Below are 19,945 nucleotides of genomic sequence, written 5' to 3' on the forward strand. Positions count from 1 at the left end.
GTTATCCCTTAACCGCGTGGGTTCGCAGCAGCCAGTTTCACAACCGTGCCCGGCGCGACCTTGGCAGGCGCAACTTGTGGCAGGTTGCTGGCTTCCAGCGCTTGTCGTTGTTGTGCCAGGGCCGCGAGAGTTTGTTCGCTGGCCATCGGGATCACTTCAGGGGTGACTGGCGAGCCAGGACGGACCCGTTGCAAGCCCTTGACGATGATGGTGTCGTCCTTGTTCAGGCCGTTGCGCACGATGCGCAGCCCTTCGATTTTCGGCCCCAGCTCGACCGCGCGATAAGCGGTCTTGTTGTCGGCATCCATCACCAGCACGAACTTCTTGCCAAGGTCGGTGCCGACCGCTTCATCGTTGATCAGCATGGCGTTGTAGGTGCCGCTGCCCACCAGTTTCAGGCGTGCATAGAGACCCGGGGTGTAGCTGCCGTCGCTGTTGTCGAACACGGCGCGACCGCGGATGGTACCGGTCTTGGGGTTGACCTGGTTGTCGACGAAGTTCATCTGGCCCTGGTGCGGGTTGCCGTCTTCGTTCGACAGGCCCATGTACACCGGGGTAGTGGCGCCGCGTTTACCCTGGCGGGCGAGCTGGGTGTACTTGAGGAACACACGCTCATCGGCGTCGAAGTAGGCGTAGACCTTGTCGGTGGAGACCACGCTGGTGAGCGGGGTGGTATCGGCGGTCACCAGGTTGCCGGCAGTGATTTCCGCACGGCTGACGCGGCCGCTGATCGGCGCAGTAACGCGGGTGAAGCTCAGGTTCAATTTCGCCAGATCAAGTTGAGCCTGGAGGGCACCGACTGCGGCGCGAGCCTCTTGGGCAGCGCTGGTACGCGAATCGGCCAGCTCGGCGGAAATGGCGTTGCTGGTGCGCAGGCGCTCACCGCGCTGGGCTTCGTTTTCGCTGCGGGTGGCATTGGCGCGGGCCTGGGCAACCAGGGCTTCGAGGCGGCGGACTTCGGCTTGGAACGGACGCGGGTCGATCTGGAACAGCAGGTCGCCTTTCTTGACCAGCGCGCCTTCAGTGAAAGCCACTTCATCGATCTGACCGGAGACCCGTGGGCGAATCTCGACGGTTTCCGGTGCTTCAAGGCGTCCGGTGAATTCGTCCCACTCGTTGACCGGTTGCTCGAGCACCTTGGCCACGCTGACCTTGGCTGCGGGCATGGTTGCGGCCGTTTGCGGTGCTTTGCCGCACGCGCTGATCACCACTACGGCCAACAGGGCCAACGGGAAGCGCAAATGTTTGAGTGATTGTTCCATGGATGCATCCGCCAATGTGTTGAGATTGGCGAATGATGCGCGGCGGGTTTGTATCTCACGAATCGAATGGGGCAAAGGTAACTATCATTCGGAATGATATGAGACCCAAGGCAGCTCTCTAGCCTGCGCCTTTTGCCAAGAGACGATCAACGAGGTCGATGGCAATTCTGTGTTTCCAGAATTGCAAAGGTCTGGCCTGGAACCGAGTGGGCTCCAATCGCGGGCGGGCCCGCTCCCACAGGGTTATTTGAAACGCCACAATCCCTGTGGGAGCGGGCTAGCCCGCGAAGAGGCCATCAGCCTCGATACATGATCTGGATCAGGCCAGGCTATCCGGATCCCCAAAGAACATCTGAATCCGCGACCGCAACCAGCGCTCACCCGGATCGTTGTCCTGCGACCCACGCCACGCCATGTGCAATTCAAAGCTGCGCACCGGCAACGGCGGATCTTCGGCCCGCACGCCACCTGCCGCCGTCAGTGCATCGGCCGTGTAATCCGGCACCGTGGCCACAATGTCCGTGCCGGACAGCAGGGTGCTCAAGCCGTTGAACTGCGGCACGGCCAACACCACATGACGTTTGCGCCCCAATTTTTCCAGCTCTTCATCGATGAAGCCGCTGAGGTCGCCGGCAAACGACACCAACGCGTGGGGGCGGGCGCAGTAATCATCCAGGCTCAACGGCCCCGGTACCGTGTCGGCGCGCAGAAGCTTCGGCTGGCTGCGACGCAGCACTTTACGCTTGGCATTGGCCGGCAAGTCGGTGGTGTAGCTGACGCCGATGGAAATTTCCCCAGACGCCAACAACCCTGGCATCAGAATGTAGTTGACCCGCCGCACCACCAGCACGATTCCCGGGGATTCGGCGCGCAGGCGCTTGAGCAGCATGGGCAGCAGGGCGAATTCGACATCGTCCGACAGCCCGATGCGAAACACCGCAGTGCTGGTGGCCGGGTCGAATTCGGCCGCACGGCTGACCGCGGTGGAAATGGAATCCAGCGCCGGAGAGAGCAGGGCGAAGATTTCCACGGCGCGCGCGGACGGCTCCATGCTGCGGCCGGTGCGCACAAACAACGGGTCATCGAACAGCCCGCGCAGGCGCGAGAGCGCCGCACTGATGGCCGGCTGACCGAGGAACAGCTTCTCCGCGGCGCGGGTCACGCTACGTTCGTGCATCAGGGTTTCGAATACGATCAACAGGTTCAGGTCGACACGACGCAGGTCATTACGATTCATCTGGAGTCCTGGCAGAGTCAGCAAGCTTGACGTGAGCGGCCATATGGGAACAATGGCCAGCAGGAATATTACGGGGAAAGGCTGGTACTCTGCACCGAGTAATTCAGTTTTCCTACAAAGGAAGGATTTGGTGCCGTACGTCGTTAGACGATGTTTCCGATGCTGCCGAATCAATGACAGGCATGTCGACTATTAATAGCCACTGATAGTGTTGGGTTGAAAGCCCAGCTAGAGTTCATGGCATTAGAGGTTCATTTGGCGAGGTTTGCGATGTCCCGCACGATCCGTTTTCACAAGTTTGGTCCAGCCGAGGTGCTCAAATGCGAAGAGCATGCGGCGGCTCTGCCTGCACCGGGCGAAGTGCAGGTGCGCGTCGAAGCCATTGGCATCAGCTGGTACGACATTCTCTGGCGTCAGAACCTGGCGTCTTCCCATGCTCGTCTGCCTTCAGGTCTCGGCCAGGAAATGGCCGGCATCGTCACCGCTGTCGGTGAGGGGGTCGATGACCTGGCGGTCGGTGACAAGGTCGCCAGTTTCCCGGCCGAAAGCCCGAACGATTATCCGGTCTACGGCGAGCAGATTGTCCTGCCGCGTACGTCGCTGACCCGTTACCCGGACGTGCTTAGCCCGATCGAAGCCAGCGTGCATTACACGCCGCTGCTGGTCGCCTATTTCGCCTATATCGATCTGGCGCGGGTCAAACCCGGGCAATTCGCCCTGGTCACCGATGCCAGCCACTGCGCCGGTCCATCGTTCGTACAACTGGGCAAAGCCTTGGGTGTCCGGGTGATTGCCGCTACCAAGACGGCGGAGGAACGTGAGTACCTGCTGTCGCTGGGTGCCGAGAAAGTCATCGTCACCGAAGAAGAAGATCTGCTGATGCGGATCAACAAGATCACCGACAACCGCGGTGTAGACGTGGTGTTCGATGGTTTGGGTGGACCGCAGATGTCGCTGCTCGGCGATGTACTGGCACCACGCGGCAGCCTGGTCCTGTACGGCCTGCAAGGTGGCAACCAGACGCCATTCCCGGCCTGCGCGGCGTTCCAGAAGAACATTCAGTTTTTCGTGCACTGCATCGGCAACTTCACCGGCAAGCCGGAACTGGGCATCATCCAGGACCAGGTCGCGCTGCAACGTGCCTTGCGTGACATCAACCAGCTGACTGCCGATCGCGTTCTGCTGCCACTCAAGACTCGGGTCTTCCCGTTTGCCGAGTTTATCGAAGCGCATCGCTACATGGGCGAATGCCCTTGCCGCGAAAGGGTGGCGCTGCAGGTCGAACCGGCCTGATTCACCCCTCGACGTCCCCCCTCAAAGAGTCCGTTTCATACGGACTCTTTCGTTTTCCCCACATTGCATATGTGGGCAATCCAGCAACTGAACTGGTTTTTGCGCTCGATCTGTAGCTTCTATTGCTCAACTAAGCCCTGATAATTGGATGATTACTTTCATCTCAAGGAATGAGTCATGGGCGGGTATCGGATCGATACTTTTCAATGCGCTGCACGTTTGTTTATTGAACAAACAGCGCACTCTTACGCAGTTGCAGAACAATTGTCGGCAACTTCTTTCTGTATTTCTTGTATTAAACATCTGTGGGATTCTGTAGGGCATTTCCTAGGACGTCGGGTGTTGGCGCAGAAAGCCCGGCAGGCCGGGGCTTTCTGCTGCCTGTGTGTGCTCGAGGCTGGCTACACCCGCCCACTGTCTGAAATGTCTGGCTGAAAACTTCAGTGCTAGCATTCGGCAATAAAATCCACTCATCAACTCATATCCAGGCCATTCCCTGCGCTGTGCATGCCGTTGTTAGCGCAATATCGAACTTACAAGCATCAGGTAAATAAAGATGACCCACATCCATGACCAAGCGATGAACTATGTCTACCAACAAGTGCTGCAACGATTGCTGAGTTTCTTTTCCCGTGCCGAACGCACGGCACTGCAGTTGTTGATTCAACGCCTGGGGGTTGCCGCCGGAGGCATGGAACGAATGGGCGAGTTCAAGGTGCTGGCGATCCAGTCAGGTTCCCGTGACAGTTGCTACACCCTGGCGTTACTGCGCGCTGCTCAATTGACCATTGCCAGCCGGGCGCCGGCGACATTCCAGTTGCGGGTGGCGACCTTGCGTGTGCACGGCAGCAATCCGACGGCTCTGGAAAATATCCATCGCACTTGCAATGCACTGTTCGTCTATGACGATCCACGGGTTGAAGTGCTGATGGCCGATAACCGGGAAATCCTGGCGTTCAACCATGCGGCGCCGGTTTCCCCGGCCGGGTACGAATCCAATCGGACGAACCTGCTGATGCTGGGACATCGCCGGGTCTGGGATGGGCCGCTTGATCTGTGGGATGACAGTTATCTGTCCATGGGTGAGTTCTGCGGGCAAATCGCCCGCTGGAACCATGGCGTCGATGCCTTGGTGAGCAGCGATACACCTCGGCAGCAGAAGCAGTTCATGGAGGGTTTGAAACGCGCGGTCGCCAAGGCCGGGCTTCAGTCTGCGGACTACCCTGAGCCCGGCTACGCCGGGTTGTTCGCGTTACTCGATGAACTGGGCAGCGCAGGTTTTCGGCGGTTCTACACCGAAGACGACCTGGTACCGTGGCACCCGGCCGAACAGTTTGAAACCTGTCGCCGCACAACGTTTATCGATATCCACGACATGCTGGTGAGCAATCTTAAGGAGCGCTGGCCATTACTCACCGAATTTCTCGGGTTTCAGGCAGACGAGTTGGCGGCGCAACTCAGTGACAACGAGTACGTCAGCCTTCCGGTTGCGGCACACCTGCGAGGGCTGCAAGCCTGCTTCGTGCAAGGCCGCAGTTACGAGGCGGGTGTCGCCGAATACCTGCAACGAGCTTTGGTGATGATGCGTCGCAAGCAATTGCCGGAGCGCTTGTGCGAACTGGCGGAGGAAGTGTTCGGCAATCCGGCGACGCTGGCGGATCTGCGTGTACGGGCGGCGGCCGAGGCACAGCGCAGCCTGGGACTCAGCGAAGCGCAAATGGTGTGCCTGCTGTTCGCGCCTTTTGGTGACAATGCCGCGACCCTCGAACGGTTTCTGCGCCAGTGTCACCCCGGCATGCTGGTGGCCATGCCGGAATTGCACCGGGCCATGCAGGGGTATCCGGTCGCGGATCAGGTCATACAATGGATGGTCGATGTCAGCGGCCTGCCGGTCAATCTTATTGGCCAGCTCTATCGCATGGGGCCGGTGCCTGTAAATCAGGGCAGGGCCGTTGAATCGGCAACTGGCGATCCGGATATGGAAGTCCAGGCCGGCGAGGGCAACGACAACACTGTCATGATGGGTGAACGGTCGGCAGGTCGTTGAAAATGCACGGACCGAAAGCCCCTCGGGCATCGCACGACAAGCGTTGTCACCCCCGCGGCCATCTGCCATGAAAAGCCCCCGCGAAACCGATTTCGCCTACCAGGCAGTCTACCGTTACCTGATCAGCCTGATCGGCGAAACCGCCGGCGATGAACACCTGCGCCTGCCTTCGTTGCGCCAATTGGCCGAGCGTCTCAACGTGTCGATTTCGACCATTCAGTACGCCTACTCACTGCTGGAGAAAGAAGGGCGGGTGTATTCGGTGGCCAAGTCCGGTTATTACGCGCTGCCGACACCGGCCATCGGCACGCTCTACAGCGGTAACGACTTGCTCGAAAGCGTGTATGTCAATGCTCGCCGGCCTGGCATGCTGGTGCTGAGCGGCGACGAGCCGGCATTGCTGCAGCCGATCGATAGCCCGTTGTTGCTGCTGGAAAGAGAGCTGCTGCGCCAGTACCCACGCCAGCCGCAACCCCATTCACAACCCTGTGGCGAACTGGAGCTGCGCATGGCCTTGGCCGCGCGCTATACCACGTCGCCGGTGCGCTGCTGGCACGCCGATGATGTTTATATCGGTGCCGACCTTCGCGGTGTGCTGGAAATCCTGATCGCCGTGCTGTGCCTCAAGGACGCCACGGTGGTGGTGGAGTCGCCTTGCGATTGGGGGATATTGCGCCTGTTTCAGACGGCGGGTGTGCGAGTGATCGAATGGCCGCTGATGGCCAATGGCAGCCTGCACCATGAACATCTGAAGGAGTTGCTGGAAACCGAGCCCGTGCATTTGGTGATGGTTTCATCCGCGCTGAACATGCCCCGAGGCAGCCGGGCGCCGGACGATAACCGGCAAGCCGTCGCGCAGTTACTGGAACGCTATGACTGCTGGGTGCTGGAAAACGACTGTTACGGTGAGCTCGGATTCGAGCCGGATAGCCTGCGGTTTCGCGATCTGCTGGCCCCGAACCGGCTGCTGGTATTTTCCACGTTCGAAAAAGTCATCGGTCCGGAAGCCCCGTACGGTTATTTGCTCTCGCGCCATCTGAGCAACGAATGGCAGCGGCAGTTTTTGCTGCGCGCCTTTCGCCCGTCTTCGATTCGCCAGAAAGCCATTGCCCGTTTGTACAACAACGGTCGCATTGATCAGCATTTGCAACTGCTGCGACGCCGGCTCAAGGACAGCAAGGCGCAGATGAGCCAATTGCTGTGCGAACGCCTGGGCGATGCGCTGCAGTTCGTCGAGCCTGAAGGTGGCGCAACGATCTGGGTGCGTTCGATGCGCCGGGTCGATGTGCGACAGGTGTTCCAGCGCCTGCTCAAGCATCAGGTGGTCATTGCACCGGGCGAGTTGTTCAGTCTCCAGGGGCTGCATACCCAACATCTGCGCTTGAGCCACAGCTTCGGCAGCGATCACGACCTCACCACCGCACTGGGCTTGTTGGGCGAGGCATTGCGCCTGGAATCACTTGACTGAATCGGTCTGCCCGAGGTTTATAACAGTGCGCTTGAGTCGGGTCGGGATCGATAACGTCGCGCAGCGGTCAAACTGCCAGTAAACTGCGTTCCAATTCCTGAACCACTCTATTCCAGAGGTTTTGCATGACACTCAGTCATTTTGCGGGCAAACCGGCACCGGTAGAATTGTTGGTCGACATCCCGCGACTGGTAACGGCGTATTACACCGGCCAGCCTGATGCCGCCATCTCGACCCAGCGCGTGGCTTTCGGCACCTCCGGGCACCGAGGTAGCTCCTTCGACCTGAGTTTCAACGAATGGCACGTCCTGGCGATCAGTCAGGCCATTTGCCTGTATCGCGAAGCCCAAGGTATCGATGGTCCTCTGTTCGTCGGCATCGACACCCACGCGCTGTCGACCCCGGCAGGCGCCAGCGCCCTGGAAGTGCTGGCCGCCAACGGCGTCACGGTGATGATTGCCGAAGGCGACGAATACACGCCGACCCCGGCCATTTCCCATGCAATTCTCTGCTACAACCGCGGGCGCACCTCGGGTCTGGCGGACGGCATCGTCATTACGCCATCCCACAACCCGCCGCAAAGTGGTGGTTACAAATACAACCCTACCAACGGTGGCCCGGCCGATACCCACATCACCAAATGGATCGAAGCCAAGGCCAACGAGTTGCTGGCCAACAAGCTCGCCGGCGTCAAGCGCATCAGCTACGAACAGGCCCTGAAAGCCAGCACCACCCATCGTCACGACTATGTGAACACCTACGTCGCCGACTTGATCAACGTCATCGACTTCGACGCCATCCGTGACGCCAAGCTGCGTCTGGGTGTCGATCCGCTGGGCGGGGCAGGCGTGCGCTACTGGTCGGCAATTGCCGAGCACTACCGCCTGGATCTTGAGGTGGTGAACAAGCAGGTCGATTCGACGTTCCGCTTCATGACCGTCGATTGGGATGGCCAGATCCGCATGGATCCATCGTCCACTCACGCCATGCAGGGCCTGATCGGTCTCAAGGAACGTTTCGATGTGGCGTTTGCCTGCGACCCTGACCACGACCGCCACGGCATCGTCACTCCGTCCGGCGGCCTGCTGGCACCGAACAGCTACTTGGCGGTCTCCATCGATTACCTGTTCCAGAACCGTCCGCATTGGCGTGCCGATGCGGCCGTGGGTAAAACCGTGGTCAGCAGCGGGCTGATCGATCGCGTGGCCAAGCGCCTGGGTCGTCGTTTGTACGAAGTGCCGGTCGGCTTCAAGTGGTTTGCCGACGGCCTGTTCGATGGCTCTCTGGGTTTTGGCGGTGAAGAAAGCGCTGGCGCGTCGTTCCTGCGCAAGGACGGTGGCGTCTGGTGCACCGATAAGGACGGCTTGATCCCGGCGCTGTTGGCAGCCGAAATGACCGCCCGCACCGGTCGTGACCCAAGCCAGGCCTATCGTGCCCTGACCGATGAGTTGGGAGAACCGTTCTCGGTACGGGTCGACGCCAAGGCCAATCCGGAGCAGAAAGCGCTGCTGAGCAAGTTGTCACCGGATCAGGTCACCTCGACCGAACTGGCGGGCGAAGCGATCCAGCGCATCCTCAGCCACGCGCCGGGCAACGACCAGGCGATTGGCGGCCTGAAGGTCATGACCGAAAACGGCTGGTTCGCGGCGCGTCCGTCGGGTACCGAGGATATCTACAAGATCTATGCGGAAAGTTTTGTCAGCGATGTGCATTTGAAGCAGTTGGTGGCTGAGGCTCAGACATTGGTGGATGGCGCGATTTCTGCGAAGTGATTGAGGGCCCCATCGCGGGCAAGCCTTGCTCCCACAGTTGAACGCATTCCCTGTGGGAGCAATGCTTGCCCGCGATGACGGTGCTATACGCGACGCAAATCTCGAATCAAAAAAAAGGGGCGACCATTTACGGTCGCCCCTTTTTTTTGCCCGGTCTTTACCGGATCACGCCAGGTCCACCAACACGATTTCACTGTCTTCGATGGCCGTCACCCGTAACACCTGCTCATCGGCCACTGCAACACCGTCTCGAGCTTGTGCACGTAAGCCATTGATTTCAATGACTCCGGTGGCGGGGACCAGGTACGCACGACGGCCGCTGTCCAGGTGATATTCGGCGCTTTCGCCGGCCTTCAGGTTCGCTGCCACCAGCCGTGCATCGGCACGAATGCGCAGGCTTTGATCGTCGCCCGCCTTGCCGCTGGCCAGGGTCACAAAACCTTCGCGCTGGCCTTTAGGGAAGGGTTTGGCGCCCCAGGACGGTGCCAGGCCGGATTCATTGGGGATGATCCAGATCTGGAAGATCTTGGTCGGCGTTGCCTCCAGGTTGTATTCGCTGTGGGCGATGCCGGTGCCAGCGCTCATGACCTGGACATCACCCGCTTCGGTACGACCCTTGTTGCCAAGGTTGTCCTGGTGAGTAATGGCGCCTTCACGCACATAGGTAATGATCTCCATGTCCCGGTGCGGGTGCTGCGGGAAACCGGTGCCGGGGGCGATCACGTCGTCGTTCCACACCCGCAAGTTGCCCCAGTTCATGCGCTTGGGGTCATGGTACTCGGCGAACGAAAAGTGGTGATGGGCGTCCAACCAGCCGTGGTGCGCGCCACCGAGTGACTTGAAAGGTCTGAGTTCGAGCATGATCGTCTCCTGGAAAGGTTCGTCATGGGCAGGACGCGTAAGCCATGAAACGAGACCGGTAGTTGATGAAGGGCATCATCCTTCAGGCAATCATCGATAAAAAGCGTAAAAAATGCTTCATACCTATCGAGCAATTTGATGCGATGCACCCCATGGATAATCTCATCCAGCCTTCAATACAGCGCATAAGCCAATGAGTCATAAGCATTTCACTAGAACTCAAAGGCAAATGCAGACACCATAGCCCTCAACAGCCTCACACCCTGGAGTCCGTCCGCGTGTCGCAACACACCCCCGATCTTCCCCCTGAACTTCGTCCGCTGGCCGAGATGCCGCTGCTCAAGCGGCTGGCCGCGCGTTTCTTTGGCCACGGCCTGACGCGCCTGCGCGCGCAACACCGCGCGTCCTGGTTGCATGGCCAGGCGGATGGTTTTCGCAGCGGGCACATTGCCGGGGTGGAGTATGGCTATAAGGAAGGCAAGCTCGAGGGTCTGGAAGAAGGTCGGCAGGTGCTGCTGATTCGCGACTCGCGCTGCACCGAGCATCGGCCACCGAACATCGATGATCACCTGTTCGACGACTGGCGCCTGCCCCTGACGGCAGAGCTGAAAAAACGCATGAAGGCCGACGTCGCCCGGCTGCTGCCGGCCCATGCGCAACCCAGCGTCGCTCAATGGAAGATGATCTTCAGCGATACACCTTCAACCTCGGTGATCGCCGGTGCCGGCGCCGGCAAATCGACGACGCTGGTCCTGCGCATTGTGCTGTTGACGCATTATCTGGGATTCGAGCTGAGCTCGATGACCGTGGTGACCTTCACCCGCGAGTCACGCAAGGACTTCATCAACAAGCTGATCGAGATCTTCGCGCTCTGGGGCCGGGTGCTCGGCTTCAAGGATGCACGGGATCTGGTGCGCACCTTCCATTCGCGGATTCTACCCATGGTCCGCAGCCTGCCGGGCTTCGAACGCCTGCAGGCCTTCGAAAACCTTAGCCTGCGCGCACCAGGCGGCGATGAAGAGGTGGACAGCAACCCGTTCGACCTGCGCATCAACGACGCCCAGCGCCAGCAACTCAATGCCTGTTATTACGCCTTGCATACCCGCGATGAGCGCTTTCGCGAACTGATCAAGCCCTTGTCGCGCCACGCCTTGCAGCTCAAGGAGCTGGAGCGCGATCACCCGGACGTGCAGAAGCGCGTGGCCGTGACCGAACTGGCGGCCAGGCGCGATGAAGAACTGTGCGACACCATCGAAGATCTGTGGTTTCGCGCGGGGGCCTGGCCGATCAAAGGCATCGAGCCGAAGCGCCAGACCTTCGATATCAACGGCGCCACCTTCCATTGCCATGGTTATATTCCATCCCTGGACGCCTGGGTGGTGCTGGGTTTCGATCCCCGGGAAAACCCGCAGGTCAGCCGTCCGAATGCCAAGCTGACGGTACGCGCAGAGTGGGCCGTGAAACGCACCCTGTTTCAAGCTTTCTGTCGTAAGCCTTTGATATGGTTGGATAGTTACGAATCTTCGCGACGTGTTCTGGCGTCACTGGCCGGTGATGCCAGCGCGGGACCGGGCTTCGATTACAAGGTCAAGGGCGAACTGGCGTCCGCACCGTTGCTGGACTGTTTTGTCGCGGCTGCCGGGTTTATCGAAAACCTCGGCCTGGACGTGCCGAACGCCGTCAGTCAGATGAGTTTCGCCAAGGACGACCCGGACCGGTTTTTCTTCGAGGCCCTGAGTCTGTACTGGCGAGCGCTGGAAGATCATTTGCTCGACCAGAAACCGCCGATCATGACCTACAACCGGATGTTTGCCCTGTTCAGCGAGCACTCCCCGGAAAACCTCAAACTGCTCAGTGATGAGCTGCTACGACCGCTCTCGCACTTGATGATCGACGAATTCCAGGACGTATCGCCGCAGATCGTCTCCTGGATCCGCGCCAGCCTGGCCGAGATCCGCAGCCGTGGCCCGGCCATGCATGTAGGGCGCGGTGCCCAGCGTTCATCGTTGCTCTGCGTCGGGGATGATTGGCAATCGATCTATGGCTGGCGCGGCAGTTCGCCCAGTTACTTCATTGAGTTCAACAAAGAGTTTTCTTCGCCGAGCACCACCAAAGTCATGCTCAGCGACAACTACCGCAGTCACCAGCACATCATCGATGCTGCCGAACACATCGTGCGCGCCGCCCCGGCAATTGCCGGCAAGAAGGCCAAGGCCTGTGGCGAGCCGAGGGAGCTGCTCCCGGTCAACGTACTGGACCGCGACGACCAAGGCATGGCCAAACGCCTGATCGAGCACTACCGCAAGGGCGATTCAATCTTGATGCTTTATCGAAAAAGTAGCGATAAGTCATTGATTGAAGAGCATATTCAGTCAGTAGTTAATGTTGATTCGAGCTTGCCGCACGAAGCCCGGCGCCTCAAGCAACTGACCTATCACAGCGCCAAGGGGCTGCAGGCCGATGCGGTTTTTCTGCTCGGTGATTGTCAGCACCTGACCAGTTCGCCTTACAAAAACCAGGTGTATCGCATGGCAGGTCTGGGCAAGGCCGGTGACAGTGAGCCGTACGATACTGCGCAGAAAGACGAAATTCTGCGTCTGGCGTACGTGGGCATTACCCGGGCAGTGAGTCACTGCTATTGGTATGTCGATGGGCAGGATTCCCAGGCCGCCAATATGCCCAAGGCATCCGATCGAATTGGCAAGGGCAAGGCGTTTTTTGCCGATCATCGACAAAGCAAAACATCGGCGTAAATCACCTGTAGGAGCGAGCTTGCTGTGGGAGCAAAGCTTGCTCGCGATAGCGGAGTATCAGGCGCCATCATTGTTGACTGAACTGCCGCCATCGCGAGCAAGCTTTGCTCCTACAAGGTTTTTGTGTCAGGCGTAAAAAAGCCCACAGGGTGTGGGCTTTTAGTTGGCTATCCGGCTGTCAGGCATAACTCCTGAGGGCCATCGGTGGAACGAACGCTTCCAGCTCATCCTCCACCGCTTCGATTATTCGTTCGACATCGGCGGCATTCATGACCGTCGCACAGGGAATACCGGCAATGGCGATCATGGTCTCGCCACTGGCCCGATCAAACAAACGGGCAATCATGCTGCCCGGGGCATCCATGCTCGCCTCGAATCCCATGGGATGAAAATGCCAGCGCATCAGCTGGCAGGCATTTGGAAAAGTGACCTTGCTAAACCCTCTATTCATGTGTTGCCCGCCTTCTTCATCGAGCGCTTCCGTTAGCTCATGGTAGGAGGGAAGAACCTTCATTGGTTCAACCAGTGACAAGTTTTAACAGTAGCACTCACGTGTGAAAAAAATGTGTTCTTTTCAGGCCGTTTAGCGATTGCTGCCATTTTTTTGATTCAGGTCACTGTTCGAGTGCGGCTCTCGACCCGGTAGCCATTGAAGGCGCGGGGAAACTTCGGCAAGCTCGGTTTTTTTCGTCGAGACCTTTATGCACGCCGAGGATGATGGCCCGCTGCAAACCCAGGCCACGGGCGAAACGGTCATGCGTTATCACCTGCGCTGGAAGCACCGGGATCTGGACGGTGTCATGGCGCTGTATCACCCCGAGATCCAGTACAACGACTTTTTCCAGAACCGCGTGATGGGCCTGGACGAATTACGCGAATACGTACGCAGCAGCATGCCTCGGGACCCGGATGAAGCGCTGGAACATTCGGACCGCATTCGCCTGGATGGCAACACCGCGTTCATTCAGTACCGGATAACCCTGCGCGGTGGCGAAGGCCTGGTGTCGTTTCGCGCCAGCGAGGCCATCACCGTGCGGGACGGGTTGATCTGGCGGGTCAACGAGTACGCGTCGCTGGTGCATGAGCCATCGACCCGCAAAACTCCCGGCACCCAGCGTCCGGCGGTCAGTCGCCTCGGTTTGTCGCCGCGCCAGCTGAGTTTCATGGCCGATGATCTACAGCAGTATTTCCAGCGCCAGCAACCCTATCTCGACCCTGAACTCGACCTCCAGCGGGTGGCGAAGGAATCCGGGTACAGCCGCAATCAGATTTCCTATCTGCTCAACCAGGTGCTCGGCCAAAGCTTCTATCGCTACGTCAACCAGGCTCGCCTGCAACACCTGCTCGCCGCGCTGGAGAATGCCAGGCCACCGGTGCGCATCGACGAACTGGCATTCGCCGCCGGCTTCAATTCACTGTCGGCGTTCTACAGCTGTTTCCGCCAGCACACCGGTCAGTCGCCCAAGGCCTACGCCAAACAAATTTCTTTGCGTGCACGCGCGCAAGACAGCCTCTAAAGCCACGCACTAGGATCAACGCCATCGAAGTTTGAGTGGCGGAGTCTTGCATGCCGGCGTGGCGCACTATCAGTTTGTGGATGGACCAACTCGACGAGCCGCTTCAGGCGCGTGCAGCGCTGGAACAGGATCTGGATATCGACGTGGCGATCATCGGTGCCGGTTACACCGGGCTGTGGACCGCGTACTACCTCAAGCGTCAGGCACCGGAGCTGAACATTGCCATCATCGAGGCGCAAACCGCCGGTTTTGGCGCCTCGGGGCGCAATGGCGGCTGGTTGATGGGCAATCTGTTGGGCGAAGACCGACTACTGGCCGACCTTTCACCGGAGCAGCGCCGGGCGTCCTACGATCTGTTGCACAACATTCCTGATGAAGTGCGAATCGTGCTCGAACGTGAAGGCATCGACTGCGATCTGCGCCAGGGCGGCGCTTTGTATTGCGCCGCCCGCTACCCCGAACAGGAAACCAGCCTTCGCGAGTACCTGGACAAGCTCTACCGTCAGGGCCTCAACGAAAGCGATTACCGCTGGCTCAATCCGGAACAACTGGCGCAACAGATCCGGATCGCCAAACCCTATGGCGGTATCCATGCGCCCCACGTCGCGACTTTGCACCCGGCGAAACTGGCCCGTGGTCTGGCACGCACGGTCGAGCGCATGGGTGTCAACATCTACGAAAACAGCCCGGTCACCCAGTGGCAATCCGGCAGCCTGCGCACGGCACAAGCCTCGGTGCGCAGCCGCTGGGTGGTGCCGGCGGTGGAAGGCTATGCGGTCACGCTGCCACCGCTGGGGCGTTATCAGCTGCCGGTGCAAAGCCTGATCGTCGCCACCGAGCCACTGTCCGCCGCCACCTGGGACGAGATCGGCCTCAGCCATGGCCAGGCCTTCGGTGAAAGCAGCCGTCAGGTCACTTACGGCCAGCGTACGGCCGACAACCGGCTGATCTTCGGCGCACGGGGCGGATACCAGTTTGCCGGCCGGCTGCGCCATGACTTCGACCTGACCGGCAGCGAAATCGAGCTACGCCGTTATCTGTTCGGCGAACTGTTCCCCCAACTCAAGAACGTGCGGATCACCCACGGCTGGGGCGGCAACCTGGGCATGTCCCGGCGTTTCAAACCGCACATGCTGTGCGACCGGGCCAGCGGCATCGCCTTGTCCGGCGGCTATGGCGGGGAGGGCGTCGGCGCCAGCAACCTGGGCGGACGAACCCTGGCAGACCTGATCCTGGAACGGGACACCGAGCTGGTTCGCCAGCCGTGGGTCATCCCTCAGGGCGGCCTCGACGCACTCAAGGCCTGGGAACCCGAACCCTGCCGCTGGCTCGGTTACAACGCGATCATTCGCAGCTTCGTCCACGAAGACCAGACCCTGGCCAATCCGGGTACCGCCCCTTGGCGACGCCAGCTCGCCAGCGGAGTCGCGGGGTTCATGGAAGGTTTCATGCAGTAAGCGGCGCGCACTCTATCCATAGGCTGTCATCGACAGGTAATCCCATGAGCATCACGCAATTCAAGAACACCGCAACCCTGAAGCTGGAAGAATCGAACCCGGTCGCCGTGCCATTGGGCACGCCCGTGGCGGTGGCTTCGACCACCAGTGTGGAACGCAATGACGGCGTCGAAACCGGCGTCTGGGAATGCACTCCCGGGCGCTGGCGGCGGCAGATCGTCGCCCAGGAATTCTGTCACTTCATCCAGGGCCGCTGCACCTTCACCCCGGATGAGGGCGAAACCCTGCACATAGAAGCCGGCGACGCACTGATGTTGCCTGCCAACACTCTCGGGATCTGGGATATCCAGGAGACCGTGCGCAAGACCTACGTTTTGATCTTTTAAAACCGATCCCTTGATTGCCTGCCAACAAAAATAACCCATACAGGAATCGACTCATGCTCCGAAAGACACTGACCCTGGCACCCTTGATGCTCGCCGCTTCAATCAGTCAGGCAGCGGAAACCGTCAAGATCTACAACTGGTCGGATTACATCGCGCCGGACACCACGAAGAACTTCCAGAAAGAAACCGGCATCGCCTTCACCTACGACGTCTACGACAGCAACGAAACCCTCGATGGCAAATTGATGACCGGAAAATCCGGCTACGACGTGGTGTTCCCGTCCAACCACTTCATGGCGCGTCAGATTGAAGGCAAGGCGCTGAAGAAGCTCGACAAGAGCCAGTTGCCGAACTGGAAGAATCTCAATCCGGTGCTGCTCAAGGCCTTGCAGACCAACGATCCGGGCAACGAGCATGGCTTCCCTTATCTGTGGGGCAGCACCGGTATTGGCTACAACATCGCCAAGGTCAAAGCCGTGCTGGGGGATAACGCCCCCGTGGATTCCTGGGACCTGATCTTCAAACCGGAAAACATGCAAAAGCTGCAGAAGTGCGGTGTGGCCATCCTCGACAATGGTCCGGAACTGCTGCCCGCCGCCCTGAACTACCTGGGACTGCCGCACCACAGCAAAAATCCGGAAGATTACAAAAAGGACGAAGCGCTGCTGATGAAAGTCCGGCCTTATGTCAGCTACTTCCATTCGTCCAAATACACCAGCGACCTGGCCAACGGCGATATCTGCGTGGCGGTCGGGTTCTCCGGCGACATCCTGCAAGCGGAGAACCGTGCCAAAGAAGCCAACAACGGCATCGACATCGGCTACTCGATTCCCAAGGAAGGCGCGGCAATCTGGTTCGACATGGTCGCCATGCCGGCCGATGCCCCGGACGAGAAAGCCGGCTACGCTTTCATGGATTACCTGCTGCGCCCGGACGTGATGGCTGGCGTCAGCAACTATGTGCACTACGCCAATGGCAACGAACAGGCGGACAGCTTGATCGACCCGGCCATCAAGAGCGACACCAAGGTCTACCCGAGCCCGGAAATGATGGGCAAATTGTTCGCGCTCGAAGCGATGCCGCTGAACATCGACCGGGTTCGTACCCGGGCGTGGAACAAGATTCGCACCGGCAGCTGACCGGCTGCATCAGGCCATCGGGACAGGATGTCCCGTTGCGTCTTCAACTGACCGGCTCGGCCGTGCACGTCATTCGCCCCGAACCTGGCGTCTGCAGCCAGGCATCGTTGCCGTCTTGCCAGAAACTGTAATTACCCCGAAAGTCCTTGCCGTTGTATTGGGTGGCGGAAACATTCGACACCTGGACAAGGGTGACTGAAGTGTTCGCCCATTTCAGGTACAGGACACGCGGCTCGACATGGAAATACGTGGCGGCAATCAACGCGTTGAGCCCTGCGCAACGAAAGGCGACGGGGCCATCGGTGAGTCTGTGCGGATCCTTGGTTCGCACAATCGCCGAACCCTGGCGAAGCTGGTGTGCACGCTCGGCGTAACTGCGGATCGTGCAGGTCTTGGGCTCTGCCTCGGTGGCACATTGATTGCGGGCGATGACCCAGAAGCGCTGGTCGATCTCGACCTTGTCGGGGGGCGGGACCGAATGATCGTCCGTGAGCGCCAGGCGATAAAGGCGCGTCATTTCAATCTCCATCTGCTTGAGTTGCGGGTCGCGGCAGATCAGCTTCTCGATGGTTGCGCTGGCCCTGGCGCAGTCGAAGCTGGTGGCCAGTACCGTAACAGTCCCGGCATTGGCACAGGTGCTCGTCGCCGCACACGCGGTGGCGGCGAGGAGAGCGGTCAAAAGGGGCGTGACCTTTTTCATGTCGGCTTCACCCGGATCATTTCGTGAGGCCCGTCGTTAGTTCACCGGGCTGTATCGCAGTTTAAGGCAGTGTGCGAAACCTGCCACACCGCAGCCGTTATCGCCTGATAGTGGTTGGGTGTCTGTGAGGTCCTCTTCGCGGGCAAGCCACGCTCCCACAGTGATCCGTGTCGTGCACAAAAATAGGGAACGCCTTGGTCCCTGTGGGAGCAAGGCTTGCCCGCGAAGAACGATAACTCGGTTCTCAGGGGGCTTACTTCTTTGGATTAAACATAAATAGTCAGACGTTTATCGCCGTGAATAACTTATCTTTATTTAATAATTAAATTGTCGATTGTCCGACAATAACGCTCTCACAATATTTTTTAATCCAAGACTTTCTCAGTGCGCCTAATGTTTCCGGCCACTTCCCAAAACACACTAAATTTGACGCCAAAAAAGTAGTGGACGTTTGATTTCGAAATGTGTCAGCTTTCATTCGCCTTCAATGGGCGAGTGATAGGACGATCTCGCCAGGGATTGTCGCTATCAAACAAAAAACTGTTCCATAGCTAAACAAGGAAGTGTGTTTATGTCGAAAGTAAAAGACCAGGTTATTGATTCCGCCGAACAGGCGTTTTTGCCGCTGTCCGCCTTGGCGGCAAGCAGTTCTGCATTCAATCAGATCAATGGCTTCAGCCACCAGTATGATCGGGGCGGCAACCTCACGGTCAATGGCAAACCCTCGTTCTCCGTCGACCAGGCAGCCAATCAATTGCTGCGCGACGGCGCTGCTTACCAGGACAAGGACGGTAGCGGCAAAATCGAATTGACCTATACGTTCCTGACGTCGGCCTCATCGAGCACGATGAACAAGCACGGCATTACCGGGTTCAGTCAGTTCAATGCGCAGCAGAAAACCCAGGCCGTGCTTGCCATGCAATCCTGGGCCGATGTGGCCAATGTCACCTTCGCCGAGAAAGCCAGCGGCGGCGACGGCCACATGACCTTCGGCAACTACAGCGGCGGCCAGGACGGCGCGGCGGCGTTTGCCTACCTGCCTGGCACCGGGGCGGGTTACGACGGGACGTCCTGGTACCTGATCAACAGCAGCTACACGCCCAACAAGACGCCGGACCTGAACAACTATGGCCGGCAAACCCTGACCCATGAAATCGGCCATACCCTTGGCCTGGCCCACCCCGGCGACTACAACGCCGGCGAGGGCGCGCCGACCTACAATGATGCGTCCTACGGGCAAGACACCCGCGGCTACAGCGTCATGAGCTACTGGAGTGAAAGCAACACCAGCCAGAACTTCAGCAAGGGTGGCGTCGAAGCCTATTCGTCCGGCCCGCTGATGGACGATATCGCGGCCATCCAGCAGCTCTACGGTGCCAACACCACGACCCGCACCGGCGACACCACCTACGGTTTCAATTCCAATGCCGGCCGCGACTTCCTGAGCGCATCTTCGTCAGCGGACAAAGTGGTGTTTTCGGTCTGGGATGCAGGCGGCAAGGACACCCTGGATTTTTCCGGGTTTACCCAGAACCAGAAGATCAACCTCAATGAAGCATCGTTCTCCGACGTTGGCGGCCTGGTGGGTAATGTCTCCATCGCCAAGGGCGTCGCCGTCGAGAATGCCATGGGTGGTTCGGGCAATGATTTGCTGATCGGTAATAACCTGTCCAACGAGCTGAAAGGCGGTGCCGGCAACGACATCCTTTTCGGCGCTGGCGGTGCCGACAAACTGTGGGGTGGCGCAGGTTCGGACACGTTCGTGTTTGCCGCCAGCAGTGACTCCAAACCCGGTGCGGTCGACCAGATCCTCGACTTTGCCAGCGGCCTGGACAAGATCGATCTGACCGGCATCACCAACGGCTCGGGCCTGCATTTTGTCAGCGCCTTCACCGGGGCGGTGGGCGACGCGGTGCTCAGCACGTCGGGCGGCAACAGCCTGTTGTCTATCGACTTCTCCGGGCATGGCGTGGCTGATTTCCTGGTCAGCACCGTGGGCCAGGCGGCGTACTCGGACATCGTCGCTTGATGTGAGGTGAATAAGGAGGGCGGC

At 59.3% G+C, this 19,945-nt stretch carries 15 protein-coding genes; 10 read left to right on the top strand and 5 right to left on the bottom strand.

What is annotated here, in order from left to right:
* Window positions 1-8: 8 nt before the first annotated feature.
* Both mexE and GPL81_RS23055 read right to left on the bottom strand, forming a co-directional pair.
* Window positions 9-1,262, bottom strand: coding sequence for a multidrug efflux RND transporter periplasmic adaptor subunit MexE (mexE, locus tag GPL81_RS23050; RefSeq protein ID WP_160108575.1), 1,254 nt, complete (start codon window positions 1,260-1,262; stop codon window positions 9-11).
* Window positions 1,263-1,581: 319 nt separating this feature from the next.
* Window positions 1,582-2,499 carry a LysR family transcriptional regulator gene (locus GPL81_RS23055; RefSeq protein WP_096511328.1) on the bottom strand — a complete coding sequence of 306 codons (918 nt, stop codon included), beginning with the start codon at window positions 2,497-2,499 and terminating at the stop codon, window positions 1,582-1,584.
* 270 nt (window positions 2,500-2,769) lie between these two features.
* On the opposite strand from GPL81_RS23055, the gene GPL81_RS23060 reads away from it, so the two are divergent.
* From GPL81_RS23060 to pgm, 4 genes are all read left to right on the top strand, one after another.
* Window positions 2,770-3,792, top strand: coding sequence for a zinc-dependent alcohol dehydrogenase family protein (locus tag GPL81_RS23060; protein ID WP_160108576.1), 1,023 nt, complete (start codon window positions 2,770-2,772; stop codon window positions 3,790-3,792).
* A gap of 556 nt (window positions 3,793-4,348) precedes the next feature.
* The gene (locus GPL81_RS23065) at window positions 4,349-5,839 is read left to right on the top strand and encodes a hypothetical protein (protein WP_160108577.1); all 1,491 of its coding nucleotides are present in this window, start codon (window positions 4,349-4,351) and stop codon (window positions 5,837-5,839) included.
* A gap of 67 nt (window positions 5,840-5,906) precedes the next feature.
* A complete protein-coding gene (locus tag GPL81_RS23070; RefSeq protein ID WP_160108578.1) occupies window positions 5,907-7,307 on the top strand; it encodes an aminotransferase-like domain-containing protein in 1,401 nt (466 codons plus the stop codon).
* Between the two features lie 125 nt (window positions 7,308-7,432).
* Window positions 7,433-9,079 (top strand): phosphoglucomutase (alpha-D-glucose-1,6-bisphosphate-dependent), encoded by a 1,647-nt coding sequence (gene pgm, locus GPL81_RS23075; RefSeq protein WP_160108579.1) that lies wholly within the window; start codon window positions 7,433-7,435, stop codon window positions 9,077-9,079.
* Between the two features lie 165 nt (window positions 9,080-9,244).
* On the opposite strand, the gene GPL81_RS23080 is transcribed toward pgm, so the two are convergent.
* Entirely contained in the window at window positions 9,245-9,940 is a 696-nt protein-coding gene (locus GPL81_RS23080; RefSeq protein ID WP_096511338.1) for a pirin family protein, read from the bottom strand.
* A gap of 278 nt (window positions 9,941-10,218) precedes the next feature.
* On the opposite strand from GPL81_RS23080, the gene GPL81_RS23085 reads away from it, so the two are divergent.
* Window positions 10,219-12,693 (top strand): UvrD-helicase domain-containing protein, encoded by a 2,475-nt coding sequence (locus GPL81_RS23085; protein WP_160108580.1) that lies wholly within the window; start codon window positions 10,219-10,221, stop codon window positions 12,691-12,693.
* Window positions 12,694-12,871: 178 nt separating this feature from the next.
* Here GPL81_RS23085 and GPL81_RS23090 read toward each other — a convergent pair whose 3' ends face one another.
* A complete protein-coding gene (locus tag GPL81_RS23090) occupies window positions 12,872-13,144 on the bottom strand; it encodes a DUF1652 domain-containing protein (protein WP_096511341.1) in 273 nt (90 codons plus the stop codon).
* Window positions 13,145-13,394: 250 nt separating this feature from the next.
* On the opposite strand from GPL81_RS23090, the gene GPL81_RS23095 reads away from it, so the two are divergent.
* The 4 genes from GPL81_RS23095 to GPL81_RS23110 are packed head-to-tail and all read left to right on the top strand — an operon-like array spanning window position 13,395 to window position 17,192.
* Window positions 13,395-14,210, top strand: coding sequence for a helix-turn-helix domain-containing protein (locus tag GPL81_RS23095; RefSeq protein WP_160108581.1), 816 nt, complete (start codon window positions 13,395-13,397; stop codon window positions 14,208-14,210).
* Between the two features lie 50 nt (window positions 14,211-14,260).
* Entirely contained in the window at window positions 14,261-15,667 is a 1,407-nt protein-coding gene (locus GPL81_RS23100; RefSeq protein WP_160108582.1) for an NAD(P)/FAD-dependent oxidoreductase, read from the top strand.
* Between the two features lie 44 nt (window positions 15,668-15,711).
* On the top strand, window positions 15,712-16,053 hold the full coding sequence (locus tag GPL81_RS23105) for a cupin domain-containing protein (protein ID WP_160108583.1): 342 nt from the start codon (window positions 15,712-15,714) through the stop codon (window positions 16,051-16,053).
* Window positions 16,054-16,106: 53 nt separating this feature from the next.
* Window positions 16,107-17,192 carry a polyamine ABC transporter substrate-binding protein gene (locus GPL81_RS23110; RefSeq protein WP_160108584.1) on the top strand — a complete coding sequence of 362 codons (1,086 nt, stop codon included), beginning with the start codon at window positions 16,107-16,109 and terminating at the stop codon, window positions 17,190-17,192.
* Window positions 17,193-17,235: 43 nt separating this feature from the next.
* On the opposite strand, the gene GPL81_RS23115 is transcribed toward GPL81_RS23110, so the two are convergent.
* Entirely contained in the window at window positions 17,236-17,892 is a 657-nt protein-coding gene (locus tag GPL81_RS23115; protein WP_160108585.1) for an MliC family protein, read from the bottom strand.
* Between the two features lie 571 nt (window positions 17,893-18,463).
* Between GPL81_RS23115 and GPL81_RS23120 the strand changes: the two genes are divergently transcribed.
* Window positions 18,464-19,921: a serralysin family metalloprotease gene (locus GPL81_RS23120; RefSeq protein WP_160108586.1), complete on the top strand. Its 1,458-nt coding sequence runs from the start codon at window positions 18,464-18,466 to the stop codon at window positions 19,919-19,921.
* Window positions 19,922-19,945 lie beyond the last annotated feature (24 nt).

Origin of the sequence: Pseudomonas izuensis (assembly GCF_009861505.1) — a bacterium.
GTDB lineage: Bacteria > Pseudomonadota > Gammaproteobacteria > Pseudomonadales > Pseudomonadaceae > Aquipseudomonas > Aquipseudomonas izuensis.